Origin of the sequence: Marinobacter sp. (assembly GCF_041690615.1) — a bacterium.
Taxonomy (GTDB): Bacteria; Pseudomonadota; Gammaproteobacteria; order Pseudomonadales; family Oleiphilaceae; genus Marinobacter.
In genome coordinates this window covers 1-12897 of record NZ_JAWLGY010000017.1, presented here as the reverse complement: position 1 = coordinate 12897, position 12897 = coordinate 1, and the positions used below count along the sequence as shown (strand labels likewise).

At 61.1% G+C, this 12897-nt stretch carries 14 protein-coding genes; 10 read left to right on the top strand and 4 right to left on the bottom strand.

The window, feature by feature from the left end:
• Positions 1–373: 373 nt before the first annotated feature.
• Both ACESMZ_RS12535 and ACESMZ_RS12530 read right to left on the bottom strand, forming a co-directional pair.
• Positions 374–1543, bottom strand: a complete 1170-nt coding sequence (locus ACESMZ_RS12535) for a GNAT family N-acetyltransferase (RefSeq protein ID WP_372956636.1) — start codon at positions 1541–1543, stop codon at positions 374–376.
• A gap of 84 nt (positions 1544–1627) precedes the next feature.
• Complete coding sequence (locus ACESMZ_RS12530; protein ID WP_372956637.1) at positions 1628–1978, bottom strand: hypothetical protein; 351 nt, start codon at positions 1976–1978, stop codon at positions 1628–1630.
• Between the two features lie 197 nt (positions 1979–2175).
• On the opposite strand from ACESMZ_RS12530, the gene ACESMZ_RS12525 reads away from it, so the two are divergent.
• The 6 genes from ACESMZ_RS12525 to ACESMZ_RS12500 all read left to right on the top strand — a co-directional run bounded on the left by ACESMZ_RS12525 (position 2176) and on the right by ACESMZ_RS12500 (position 7191).
• Positions 2176–2883 (top strand): response regulator transcription factor, encoded by a 708-nt coding sequence (locus ACESMZ_RS12525; RefSeq protein ID WP_372956638.1) that lies wholly within the window; start codon positions 2176–2178, stop codon positions 2881–2883.
• Positions 2884–2898: 15 nt separating this feature from the next.
• Positions 2899–4269, top strand: coding sequence for a sensor histidine kinase (locus tag ACESMZ_RS12520; protein ID WP_372956639.1), 1371 nt, complete (start codon positions 2899–2901; stop codon positions 4267–4269).
• A complete protein-coding gene (locus tag ACESMZ_RS12515) occupies positions 4266–4880 on the top strand; it encodes an IMPACT family protein (protein WP_372956640.1) in 615 nt (204 codons plus the stop codon). Before ACESMZ_RS12520 ends, ACESMZ_RS12515 begins: the two co-directional genes overlap by 4 nt.
• Before the next feature lie 80 nt (positions 4881–4960).
• The gene (locus ACESMZ_RS12510) at positions 4961–5506 is read left to right on the top strand and encodes a DUF4136 domain-containing protein (RefSeq protein WP_372956641.1); all 546 of its coding nucleotides are present in this window, start codon (positions 4961–4963) and stop codon (positions 5504–5506) included.
• Positions 5507–5521: 15 nt separating this feature from the next.
• Positions 5522–5878: a translation initiation factor Sui1 gene (locus ACESMZ_RS12505; RefSeq protein WP_372956642.1), complete on the top strand. Its 357-nt coding sequence runs from the start codon at positions 5522–5524 to the stop codon at positions 5876–5878.
• A 56-nt stretch (positions 5879–5934) separates the two neighbouring features.
• Positions 5935–7191, top strand: a complete 1257-nt coding sequence (locus ACESMZ_RS12500; protein ID WP_372972690.1) for a D-amino acid dehydrogenase — start codon at positions 5935–5937, stop codon at positions 7189–7191.
• A gap of 42 nt (positions 7192–7233) precedes the next feature.
• On the opposite strand, the gene ispB is transcribed toward ACESMZ_RS12500, so the two are convergent.
• Positions 7234–8202 carry an octaprenyl diphosphate synthase gene (ispB, locus tag ACESMZ_RS12495; RefSeq protein WP_372956644.1) on the bottom strand — a complete coding sequence of 323 codons (969 nt, stop codon included), beginning with the start codon at positions 8200–8202 and terminating at the stop codon, positions 7234–7236.
• Positions 8203–8436: 234 nt separating this feature from the next.
• Here ispB and rplU point away from each other — a divergent pair, with 234 nt between their 5' ends.
• The 4 genes from rplU to proB all read left to right on the top strand — a co-directional run bounded on the left by rplU (position 8437) and on the right by proB (position 11542).
• Positions 8437–8748: a 50S ribosomal protein L21 gene (gene rplU / locus ACESMZ_RS12490; protein WP_372956645.1), complete on the top strand. Its 312-nt coding sequence runs from the start codon at positions 8437–8439 to the stop codon at positions 8746–8748.
• A gap of 36 nt (positions 8749–8784) precedes the next feature.
• A complete protein-coding gene (rpmA, locus tag ACESMZ_RS12485; RefSeq protein ID WP_091849904.1) occupies positions 8785–9045 on the top strand; it encodes a 50S ribosomal protein L27 in 261 nt (86 codons plus the stop codon).
• Between the two features lie 149 nt (positions 9046–9194).
• The gene (gene cgtA / locus ACESMZ_RS12480) at positions 9195–10388 is read left to right on the top strand and encodes an Obg family GTPase CgtA (protein WP_372956646.1); all 1194 of its coding nucleotides are present in this window, start codon (positions 9195–9197) and stop codon (positions 10386–10388) included.
• Between the two features lie 29 nt (positions 10389–10417).
• Entirely contained in the window at positions 10418–11542 is a 1125-nt protein-coding gene (gene proB / locus ACESMZ_RS12475) for a glutamate 5-kinase (RefSeq protein WP_372956647.1), read from the top strand.
• A gap of 113 nt (positions 11543–11655) precedes the next feature.
• Here proB and ACESMZ_RS12470 read toward each other — a convergent pair whose 3' ends face one another.
• Positions 11656–12384 carry a PEP-CTERM sorting domain-containing protein gene (locus ACESMZ_RS12470; RefSeq protein WP_372956648.1) on the bottom strand — a complete coding sequence of 243 codons (729 nt, stop codon included), beginning with the start codon at positions 12382–12384 and terminating at the stop codon, positions 11656–11658.
• Positions 12385–12897 lie beyond the last annotated feature (513 nt).

The following is a 12897-nucleotide window of genomic DNA, read 5'->3' as shown; positions in this document are numbered from 1 at the left end:
CGCCGACCTTCCTGGCCTGCGATGGGCGACTCCTTGCCAAATCTGCTCCTACACTCCCTGCAGCAGCCTCTGCTCCATGACTACGCTTTCCCTACGTCTGCCAGTCCCTGCATTCCCTTGGTGACGTCCGTGTACAGGACCCATTCTACGAATTGCAGGTTTGTGAAAAATAAGACATCCCCATCACCATGTGTAGGAAAAGGCTTACATGTCTGTAAGCCGGCCTCTGGTGTCCGTCGTTTCGCCGGTAAAGGAGTTATGACCCGCAACTTTGTGTAAGCGTGCGAGGGCAGAGTGGCTGGGTTACGGCTCTATGCAGATCTGTACCCGGACACCACTTCGCTGGTGGACACCCGCGTCGGCAGAAACAGCACTACCCGGATTCCTCCTGACGATAGGGGAGTGCCGACATCGCGGCCCGCCGGTAGCCTTCCACATCCACGGCTTCTTCTTCACAAAAGTCTGCCACCGCCTCCCGGAAGCCGGGGTGGTCAACGTTATGCCAGGAGTGTGTCAGTACCGGTTCGAACCCGCGCACCAGTTTGTGTTCGCCTTGGGCGCCGGCATCGAACCGGGACAGTCCTTCGGCAATGGCCAGGTCGATACCCTGGTAATAGCAGGTTTCAAAGTGCAGGTGGTTGTAGTCTTCCAGGCATCCCCAGTAGCGTCCGTAAAGGGTCCGGTCGCCGATGATAAACAGGGCGGCGGCAATGCGTTTGCCGGACAGCTCGGCGGTGATCAGGCGTAGCTGCGGGCCCAGACGCCGTGCCAGTGCGCTGAAAAAGTCCCGGTTCAGGTATGGGCGCATGCCGCGCTTCAGGTAGGTGGCGTTATAGAACAGGAAAAAGTCGTCCAGTACCTCATCCGGTAGCGAGTCGCCGGCCCACTGGCGGAAGCCGATGCCCTGTTCGGCCACCTGTCGCCGCTCCCGCCGCAGGGATTTGCGCTTGCGGGAGGTGAGGGTGGCCAGAAAATCCTCGAAATGTCCGTACCCGCGATTGTACCAGTGGAACTGGCAGCCAAGACGGTGGAGGCTCCCGGGCTGGTCCAGCAGGAACTGATCTGCCTCATCGGGAAACAGCAGGTGCCAGGAGTGAACCCCCAGTCGTGGCATCAGCTGGTCCAGAGCCTGGTGGAGCTGGCTGGCGGCCAGCCGGTGCCGGACTTCCTCCCGGAGCAGCAGACGGCGTCCCTGACAGGGCGTAAAGGGGACTGCAATGAGCAGCTTGGGGTAGTAGGCCAGGCCGTGGCGCTGCCAGGCGTCTGCCCATGCCCAGTCAAAGACATACTCGCCCATCGAGTGATATTTACGGTAGGCCGGCGCCACACCGACCCATTGGCCATCAAGGTAGAGTTTCAGGTGGCAGGGCTGCCATCCGGAGTGCCTGCTGACGGCGCCGCTGGTTTCCAGGGCTTCCAGGAAGTCGTAGCTGATCAGGGGATCAGCCGCGCCGGAGAATGACTGCCAGTGGTCACGACCAATATCGGCAATGCAGCTTGTGGTCAGTATATCGAGGCCTCGGGAGGCGGGGTGTCCGGTCATAACTCTGCCAAAAGAAACGGCCGCCTCGGAAGGCGGCCGGGTCAGGGAACGTTAACCTACTTTACGACAGCAGGCACACCCTGATCACTCTTCTGACTGATTTTTGCAGCGTTCTTTCATTTTCTCGAAGCGGCGTTCGTGTTTCTGCTGGCGCTCCTGGCGCATTTCATCCCAGATTTCCCGCTGTTCGTCGGTCAGTTGCAGGCGCTCGGCCATGGCTTCGTGGCGTTCACCGGCTTTCTGGCGGTATTGCTCACGCTTCTGTTCCCAGTCGCCGCGTTCAAACTTCTCGCAAAGCTCGGCATGCTGGCGTTTGTTGTCGTAACCCCGGTTCTCCTTGTCGCCCTTGTCCCCGGCGAAGGCAAGCGGGCTGGCGAGCAGCGTTGCGGAAATCAGGGCGGCGGTCAGGGTAGAGGCAGTTCTGCGTGCTTTCATGGTGATGCTCCTGTATTCGTTTTTCGGTGCGTATGGCTCAACATCTTTGTGGTGATCATAATAGGGGCTTGCGTGTAAGTTCCTGTCAGATCATGGTAAATAATCGGTAAAGAGCGTCTGACCGGGCAGTCCGGGCTGCGCCGGATCCGCTGGTACTGGTATGGTTAGTGCCAATATCACCGTGGGGAGAGTGCCCGATGCAGAACCGGGTCTTGCTGGTTGAAGATGACGAAGAGCTGCGAACCCTGCTGGCCCGGTATCTGACGGGACAGGGGTTTGAGGTCCGCGAAGCGGCCAATGGCGGCGACGGACTGACCCTTGCTGCAGAGGGTCTGACGGACATTGTCGTGCTTGATATCATGTTGCCTGACATGTCGGGCCTCGATGTGCTCAGGGAACTCCGGGCGAGAAACCACCTGCCGGTAGTGCTGCTCACGGCCCGGGGGGATGAGACGGACCGCATTGTCGGCTTTGAGGTCGGGGCCGATGATTACATCCCCAAACCCTGCAATCCCCGTGAGCTGGTGGCCCGCTTACAGGCAGTGCTCCGGCGGGTGGCCTGGGACCATCAGGCAGAAGTGGACGCTGATCGGGTCTTCGGTGATCTGCGGGTTGAGCCGGAGCAGCGGCGGGTCTGTCTTCGCGGGGAGCCGGTGGAGCTGACCGCCACCGAGTACGAAGTGCTGCAGGTGCTGCTGGCCCATGCCGGCAGCGTTGTGCGCAAGACCGACCTGATGCAGTGGGCGCTGGGCCGGCGTCTGGCGGCCTATGACCGCACCCTGGATATGCACATCAGTAATCTGCGTCGTAAACTGGGGCCGGAGGAGCCATCCCGTATCGAAACCGTGCGCGGGCTGGGCTACAGCTACCGGGTGACCGGGACCGCCCCCTCGGAACCTCAATGACCTGCAGGAGCTACCTTGACCACGTCTGAGAAACGCACCGTGATGTTTCCGCTGTTCTGGCGGATATTCCTGCTGATCTGGCTGGCGCTGGCGGCAGCGGTGGCGCTGAGTAACCTGGTGACCCGGGAGCTGCTGGACCGGGAGAGGGAAGCGATAGAACAGCTGGAAGGGCTTCGGGACGTGGCTATTGAAGCGGCCCGCCTTCGCAGCGGCGATGACCGCGGCGCCTTCTGGCGATACCTGCGGGCGAAAGGTGAGGAGATGGACCTGCACCTGATGCTGGTGGACGTGGATGATGCCCGCGAGCAGCTGCCGGACTCCGTTCGGGAGCGCATGCGCTCCTGGTATCACCGCAAGCCAGCGGTGATCGAGGTGAGTGATACCCAGCGGCTTGTGGCCTGGCCCCGCTCGGACCGGGAAGGGCGGGTGTCCCCGGCGGTGGCCCGGACCCTGGAGTTGTCCCTGGGCGTTATCCTGCTGACCTTCGCCTGCTGGTGGATCGCCAGGCTGGTTTCGCGCCCCCTGCGTCATATGGAAAGTACCGCCCAGGCGATTGCCGCAGGCGACCTGAGCCTGAGGGTCAATGAGCGGATTGCCCGGCGCCGGGACGAAATCGGCCTCACCGCCCGGGCCTTCAACGCCATGACGGAACGGCTTTGTGACCTTCTGGACCGACAGAAACAGTTGATGAGGGATATTTCCCACGACCTGCGAACCCCGTTGGCAAGGCAGCGCGTGGCGATCGAGCTGGCAGCAGACAACGGCATTGAGCCGGAATTGCTGGAGAGCATCCGGCGCCAGAACGAGCGCCTGGAGGAAATGACCGGCCAGATCCTTACGCTTTACCGGGTTTCCGGCGGGCGTGACGGACTGGAGCGGGAGCCGGTGCAGATCGTGCATGCCATCAATGATGTGCTGCGGGATGCCGCCGATTACGCCGAACACCAGCGGGTGGCCTGTCATTTTGAGGCCGGCCCGGACTGTCACCAGGTGACGGTGCTGGCCAATGGCGAATTGCTGCGCCGGGGGCTGGATAATATTCTGCAGAACGCGCTGGATTACACGCCCCCGGGCAAGGCTGTGAGCGTCCAGCTGTCCCGGGCCGGTAGTCAGTTGCAATGTACCATTACCGACCAGGGCCCCGGTGCACCTGAAGACATGCTGCCCCATCTGTTCGAACCCTTCTACCGGGCCGACAAGGCTCGCAGCGGTCGCGGCTGGGGCCTGGGGCTGGCCATTGCCCGGGATATCGTTACGGCCCACGATGGTCAGATTGAAGCCCGCAACGTTGAAGGTGCCGGGCTCCAGGTGACCCTCTGGCTGCCGGTGTTCACCGGTCCTGATGACCCGGGCCTGGGTGATCGCCCGCGCGGGGTCGCAATGTGAGCAGGGACTATCCGGTACCGGCGGGATTTCTGGAGCGGGAGACGGTGGTGCGCAAGAGCCGTTTTATCGCCCGGGTCGCCCCGGTGGAAAGCCGTGAACAGGTCAAGGCGCTGGCGGACCAGGCCTGGCAGGACCATCCGGATGCCCGCCATGTTTGCTGGGCATACCAGATCGGGTCACCCGGGTCAGCGGCCGAGGCCGGCATGAATGATGACGGCGAGCCCTCCGGCACTGCCGGAAAACCCATACTCAATGTGATCCAGCACAAGGACATGGGGGATGTGGCGGTTATTGTGATCCGCTATTTCGGTGGCATAAAACTTGGGGCAGGGGGCCTGGTGCGGGCCTACGCCGGGGCGGCGGAGTCCGTTCTGTCTGAAGTGGGCCGGCAGCAGAGCCAGCCAGTGGAAGAGCTGGTCGTGTCGCTGCCCTTCGCCCTGGAGCAGCCACTCCGTCACTGGTGCGACCAGCACGGTGCCCAGCCATCGCAGCCCGTCTACGGAGAAGGCGTCACTTTCACCGTGACGGTGCCGGTTACAGAGGTTGCCGACCTGGTGTCATTTTGCGAGGCCAACCAGCTGGATTACCATCAGCAAACGCCTCCGGCCTGAAACACACCGGTTGGTGGTGCCTGGCGTATACTGATAGAACATGCACTAATGGCGAATACATCTCCGTGGAGAGGCCTCCTATGATCCGGTTAGCCCGAATTCCACATCTGCTTGCCCTGACGGCACTGACCCTGCTGCTGGGAGGGTGCGCGTCGAAGGTAGTCACTGACTACGACAGCAACGCGGCCTTCACCAGTTATCAGACCTGGGCTTTCGCTCCGGATGCCGGCAAGGGATATACCTCGCTGGACGGCAGCCGGGTGGAGGCCGCGGTGACGCGGGAGCTTGAGGCACAGGCGCTGAGCCAGACCGGGGCCGACACGGCGGACCTTCTGGTAAGTTACCGCATCGATGACGTCGAGCGCCTGGACACCACCGGCTTTTCCTATGGCCTGGGCTTCGGTAGCGGCCGGTTCGGCTGGGGGCTTTCCACCGCACCACCCGTGCGGGAGGTGCGTGAAGGACAACTGGTGGTGGAGCTGGTGGACAGCACCACCAACCGGGTGGTCTGGCGCGGTGCCAGCAAGCGTTACCTGAATGAAAACCAGTCGCCGGAAACCCGTCAGCAACTGATTGATGAAGTGGTTGCCAGCATGTTTGAACGCTACCCTCCCCAGACCCGGTAACTGACAGGAGTTGATGTGAAGAAGCGAGAATCCGGCGGCCTGGTCTATTCCACTGAACAGGGTCGCATGTGCCCTGACTGCCGCAACCCCAGGGAAGCCTGCACCTGTGGCGAGCAACAGGCCCCGACCGGCGACGGCGTGGTGCGGCTCAGTCGGGAAACCAAGGGTCGCAAGGGCAAGGGCGTTACCATCGTTACCGGAATTCCGCTGGCTGGCGCCGAGCTCAAGGCCTACGCGAAGAAGCTCAAGGCCCGGTGCGGCACCGGCGGCACCGTAAAAGACAACACCATCGAGATCCAGGGGGACCAGCGGGATATCCTGGTCCCGATCCTGCAAGAGCAGGGCTGGACCGTCAGACGGGCAGGCGGCTGAGCCGTCCGGCGGCCATATCCCATTCACGGTCAATCACGTAATACAGGGGATCGCATATGCACATACTGGTCATGGGAGCCGGTGTGGTCGGTGTCACTTCGGCCTGGTTTCTGCGCCAGGCCGGCCATGACGTGACGGTAGTGGACCGTCAGGGCCGAGCCGGGGTGGAAACCAGCTATGCCAACGGTGGGCAGATTTCCGTATCCCATGCCGAGCCCTGGGCCAATCCCTCCGCTCCGCTCAAGGTGTTGAAATGGCTCAGCCAGCCTGATGCTCCACTGTTGTTCCGGCTGCGCATGGACCCTTCCCAGTGGCTTTGGGGGCTCAGGTTTCTGACCCAGTGCACATCCCGCCGCGCTGCCTGGAATATCCGCCAGATGGTAAACCTGGGCACCTACAGCCGGTCGAGGCTGCAGGCGCTGCGCGCCGAGCTCGGGCTGGAATATGACCAGCTGGAAAAGGGCATTCTCCATTTCTACACCAGCGAGAAAGAATTCGAGGCGGCGCGGGAGCCCACCCGCATCATGCAGGACCTGGGTTGCGATCGTCAGATCATCGATACGGACCGCGCCCTGGAGCTGGAACCCGCCCTTGCTCCGATCCGTCAACGTATTGCCGGGGCAACCTATACCCGCGAAGATGAATCCGGTGATGCCCGCAAGTTCACCCAGGCCCTGGCCGCGAAAGCTGAGGCGGCCGGAGTGGAGTTCCTCTATGACACTGAGGTTGTGGGTTTTGAGAGCACCCGTGACCGCATTCTTGGCGTCGGTACCATTGGTCCGGAGGGAACCCACCGCACCCTGCGCATGGACAGCTATGTGTTGAGCATGGGTAGCTACAGCGCCCACTTTGCCCGCAAGCTGGGGTTCTTCCTCAATATCTATCCGGCCAAGGGCTACTCCATTACGGCACCGGTCAAGAAAGAGGAAGCCGCCTTCCAGGTGAGCCTGACGGATGACGAATACAAGCTGGTCTACTCGCGGCTGGGTAACCGCCTGCGGGTGGCTGGTACGGCGGAACTTAACGGTTATGACAGGGATCTGAGCCTGGTGCGTTGCAACGCCATTGTACGACGGGCAGCGGAGATCATGCCGGATGGCGCCCATTGGGACCAGTCCGAGTTCTGGGCCGGACTGCGCCCGGCCACGCCGTCCAACGTGCCCTACATTGGCAGGAGCCCCGTCAGCAACCTGTATCTGAACACCGGCCACGGCACCCTGGGGTGGACTCACTCCTGCGGCTCCGCGGCCGCCCTCGCAGACATCGTCAGCGGCCGGAAGCCGGAGCTGGAGTTTGATTTTACCGGGGTATGAGCGCCGGGAGTGGCTGCAAGTGCCGGACCGGATTCCCCTGGTTCAGGACACCCGCTCAACGGCCAGGTCGGCCAGCAGGTCGAGGGCGGTTGTGTGCGGGGAAGCCGGGAGGCTTGTGACGCAGGCTTTTGCCAGCGCAGCCTGCTCCCGGGCCTTGGCCATGGTGTATTCCAGCGCCCCTGACGCATTGACGATGTGAAGGATGCGGGGCAGGTCGTCGAGTCCGCCCTTGCGTATTGCATTACGGATCAGTTGGCGATGTTCCTCGCCACTGTTGGCCATGGCGTGGATCAGTGGCAGGGTGGGTTTGCCTTCAGCCAGGTCATCGCCCACATTCTTGCCCATGGCATCGGCGTTACCCGTGTAGTCCAGGGCGTCATCCACCAGCTGGAAGGCCAGCCCCAGGTGCTTGCCGTAGTCTTTCAGGGCATTTTCCTGTTCCGGGTTGGCGCCGGCCAGCAGGGCGCCGGTGTGGGAGGCTGCCTCGAACAGCATGGCGGTCTTGTTGTGGATGACCTCCATGTATTTTTCTTCGCTGACGTCCGGGTTTTTTACGTTCATCAGCTGCAGCACTTCCCCTTCCGCAATCACTGCGGTGGCGTGGGACAGAACCTCCATGATGGGCAGGCTGCCCAGCTCCACCATCATCTCGAACGCGCGGGCATAGAGGAAATCACCTACCAGAACACTGGGAGCGTTGCCCCAGCGGGCGTTGGCCGTGCTCCGGCCCCGGCGCATGTCGGAGGTGTCCACCACATCGTCATGGAGCAGGGTGGCGGTGTGGAGGAATTCGATCACCGCTGCCAGCTTGTGGTGGTCGTCACGGTCATAGCCAGCGGCGCGGCTGGAGAGCAGCACCAGCAAGGGCCGCAGCCTTTTGCCACCGCTTTCTATGATGTACTGGGCAATCTTTTCCACCAGGGGAACATCTGAGGAAAGCCGCTTGATGATCAGGTCATTGACGCGGGCAAAGTCGTCCGCGACGGTGTCGTGTATACGCTGGGCAGTCATGCGGCTGTCCGGTCCCCTGAAAAGTGATTTGTCTGATAAAACAGGCAGGTCGCGGCAATGCTAGGTATTGCCGCCAGCAGTGTCAACTTGACTTGTGTTCAGGCAGCGGTTTTCGTACAATCACGCGCCCCAACTCATCCCAACCTGCGCTCCCTGCTATAGGGTTGCCAAAGCGCTTCCCTTAGAACCAGGTGGATAAGAGCAGGGATGGGTCAATCGCGGAGAAGAGTACCTATGTACGCAGTTATTGTTAGCGGTGGCAAGCAGCACCGTGTGAAGGAAGGCGAAACACTCAAGCTGGAAAAGCTGGAAGTGGAAACCGGTGGTACCATTGAGTTTGATCGCGTTCTGCTGGTTGGTAACGGCGACGACATCAAGGTGGGTGCACCGGTAGTTGATGGTGCCAAGGTCACCGCCGAGGTGGTTAACCACGGTCGTCACGACAAGGTTCAGATCATCAAGTTCCGTCGTCGCAAGCACCACATGAAGCGTCAGGGCCACCGTCAGTGGTTCACTGAAGTCAAGATCACGGGTATCAAGGGCTGAGGCCTTTGACACACCCCCTGAAAGAGGAGGCTGGTAATGGCTCATAAAAAGGCAGCAGGTAGTACCCGTAACGGTCGCGATTCCGAGTCGAAACGACTTGGTGTCAAGCGCTTCGGCGGTGAGACTGTATCTGCAGGCAGCATCATTGTTCGTCAGCGCGGCACGCGTTTCCACGCTGGCACCAATGTAGGTCTGGGCAAGGACCACACCCTGTTCGCAACTGCGGACGGCCAGGTGAAGTTCGAGACCAAGGGTCCCCAGAACCGCAAGTTCGTCAGCATCGTTCCCGCGGCGTAAGTCGCGGTGATGCCCGGCTCTGATATCATCTGATACAGAGGCCGGCAAAAACCCCGCAAAGCTTTACGGTTCACTGTCTGGCCGAGCCAGTAGTGAACCCGGGCCTGCGGGGTTTTTTTGTTTATGCGCGAGGCGCAAAAGGTTGAACCATGAAATTTGTAGATGAAGCCACCATTATCGTGGAGGCCGGCAAGGGCGGCCACGGCTGCCTGAGTTTCCGGCGCGAGAAGTACGTGCCAAAGGGTGGTCCGGATGGTGGTGACGGCGGTGACGGCGGTTCCGTCTACCTGGAAGCGGACGACTCTCTCAATACCCTGATTGACTACCGCTTCCAGCGCAAACACAAGGCCCAGAACGGCCAGCCCGGAGCAGGGCGCAACTGCACAGGTATCAAGGGTGATGACCTGGTCCTGCCCGTGCCGGTTGGTACTACGGTGGTGGATATGGACACCCACGAAGTCCTGGGTGACCTGACCCACGTTGGCCAGCGCCTGAAAGTGGCCCAGGGCGGCTTCCACGGGCTGGGCAACACCCGCTTCAAGTCATCGGTCAACCGTGCACCGCGGCAGACCACCAAGGGCTCCGAAGGTGAAGCGCGCAACCTGCGTCTCGAACTGAAGGTACTGGCGGACGTTGGCCTGCTTGGTATGCCCAATGCCGGCAAATCCACCTTTATCCGGTCGGTCTCGGCGGCCAAGCCCAAGGTGGCGGATTACCCCTTCACCACGCTGGTACCGAACCTGGGTGTAGTGAAGGTCCAGGCCCACCAGAGCTTTGTTATTGCGGATATTCCCGGATTGATTGAGGGCGCGGCGGAAGGTGCCGGCCTGGGTATCCGCTTTCTCAAACACCTGGTGCGTACCCGGTTACTGCTTCATCTTGTGGACGTGGCACCCTATGACGGCTCCTCTCCGGCCGATGCGGTGCGGGCCATTGAGCATGAACTGGAGAAGTTCAGCGAAACCCTGGCCAGCCGTGACCGCTGGCTGGTGCTCAACAAGGTGGACATGGTGGCCGAGGAAGAGCGAGAGGCTCATTGCCAGGCCATTGTGGATGAGCTGGGCTGGCAAGGCCCCGTGTTCCGGATTTCCGCAATCAGTGGCGAGGGCACCCGGGAGCTGACCCAGGCCGTCATGCGCTGGATCGAGGAGCGGGCCCGGGAAGAGGCGGACAATCCCGAGCTGGCCGATGAAGAGGCTGAACGCCGTCGACAGATGGATGATGAGGCCCGGGAAGGCATCCAGCAGGAGAAGGCCGCAAGGCGAGCGGCTCGCGAGGATGACGATGACGACGACTTTGACGACGACGATTACGACGTCGAAGTCGTGTACGCCCCGGAATAACAGGCAGGACCAGGAACCCCATCAGAACCATGACAGAACGAGTTCAGGTGCGCCGCGCCCGGCGCCTGGTGATCAAGATTGGCAGTGCGCTGCTCACCAACGATGGCCGTGGTCTCGACGTGCCGGCCCTTGCGGGCTGGGTGGACCAGATTGCCGATCTCATCCGTAACGGTGTGGAAGTGGTAGTGGTCTCCTCCGGGTCCGTTGCCGAAGGCATGACCCGCTTGGGTTGGAGTCAGCGCCCGGAGCATCTCCACGAGCTGCAGGCTGCCGCTGCCGTAGGCCAGATGGGCCTGGTACAGACCTGGGAGGCCCAGTTCCGTCGCCATGATATCCACGCGGCCCAGATCCTGCTGACCCATGACGACCTCTCTGACCGGAAACGGTATCTGAACGCCCGCAGTACGCTCCGTACCCTGCTGGATTTTGGTGTGATTCCCATTGTTAACGAGAACGATACCGTGGTTACCGATGAGATCCGGTTTGGTGACAACGATACACTCGGGGCGCTGGTGGCGAACCTGATCGAAGCCGATGGCCTGATCATCCTTACCGACCAGGATGGCCTGTTTGACAGGGATCCCCGCAAGCACCCGGAGGCGCAGCTGGTCACTGAGCGTCGCGCTGGCGATCCTGAGCTCGACATCATGGCCGGCGGTGGTGCCGGAGCCCTCGGGCGGGGCGGCATGCAAACCAAGCTGCGGGCTGCTCGACTGGCCGCCAGGTCCGGTGCGTTCAGTGTCATTGTCGGTGGCCGCCTGGAGAACGTGGTCTCCCGGTTGCGGCAAGGGGAAGAAGTGGGCACTCTGCTGCTGCCGGAGCAGGGTCGCATCGCTGCCAGGAAGCAGTGGCTTGCGAGTCACCTGCAGACCAGGGGCCGGGTAATCATTGATGACGGCGCGGTGCAGGTGCTTTGCAAGGGAGGCCGCAGCCTGCTACCGGTGGGCGTCAAGGGCATATCCGGGCAATTCCGCCGGGGCGAAATGGTGTCCTGCGTAGACCAGAACGGACGGGAAGTGGCCCGTGGACTGATCAATTACGATGCGGACGAAGCCCGTGCCATTGCTGGCCGGGCCAGTGATCGAATTGCCGATGTACTGGGGTATGTGTCAGATGAGGAAATGATTCACCGGGATAACCTGGTCATCGTCTGAGGCACTGTAGCCGCGCAACCGGGTGATTCGCACCCCGTAATCAGAACAGAAAAGCCACAGGGCCTGTGCCCTGTGGCTTTTCTGCTTGTGCGGCGGTCGCGACTATTCGCCGGTCACGCCTTGCGGCGACGGGCTGCACCCAGTCCTGCCAGGCCCAGCCCGAGCAGTGCCAGGGTGCCGGGTTCAGGCACGTTGACCACGCCATCCACCAGAACCACCAGGTCATTCACGTCCTTGTCGGAAGAGTTATAGGGCAGGTCCTCCCAGGCGATGATGTATTTGTCGTCAGTCCAGAGAATCTCGCCAAGGCCAGCCAGGTCCAGGGTGTCCACGTTGTTACCCTGGTAGGCTGCCATCTGGTCGGTTCCGCCACCGTTGAGGCTGCTGTCGGAATAGAACTCGACGCCGGGACGGGCCAGGTAAAAACCGAACTGGCTGGAGCCCAGGGTGATGCTCTGGTCGACGCCATCCACAAAAACGGCGCGGCTGCCATCAATGGTCAGCGTTTTCTGGGCAGAGGCGCTGTCACTGCCGGCAAACAGTTCAACGTAGTTGCTGCTGTCGGTCTTGTCGTAGATGCCGAAGGTATTGCTGTCACGCTTTCCTGCCAGCTCAAAGACCAGCGTGGTTGTGCTTCCGCCGCCACCCACGATTTCCCAGTAACTGTCGAAGCTGTCATTGATCTGGTCATCGTTCACATCAATGGTAGAGTCACCGCCCACCGTGGCGTTATCCAGAACAGTCTGCAGGCCGTTTCCGGTGCTGTCGCTGACCACGATGGCACTGGCTGAGCCAGTCCATGCGGTCAGGGCGATGGCTGCGGCGAGGAGTTTCCTGTTCATAGTCATTCTCCAGTTGTTAAGCACTAAAAGTCTTTCGTTCTTGTCACCACCAGGCGTCTCAGCGTTACTGCCGCGGAGACCCTTGGCATCCCTGGCCATCCCGTCATCCTCGGGTGGTCACATGTCCTGACCTCTGCCAGTCAGGTCACTTGTTTTTTAATTGCGATAATCGTGCCGGAATAAAAAATATTTAAATATCAATAAGGTAGATGCTTATGGAGTCGTATGCGGCGCAAAATTTTCTGACATTTATGCGGAGGTTAACCGGCACATGAGATGCATTTTCGTGCCGGCGTGGAGGGCATCATGTGTCTGTTGCCTTTTAAGTCACTGGTTGTAAAGAACTTATGCCAAGATCAGACTCGTATTGTTGGTGGGTCCGCGCATCGAAAAGCGTTTCGACATGTATAAGGCTGCGTATTCCAGGCCAAGGTTGCCACTGATTCCAGACGAAGCCTGCCACCCATTCCACGCGAAAGCTGCCACTGATTCCACGGCAAAGCTGCCACCCCG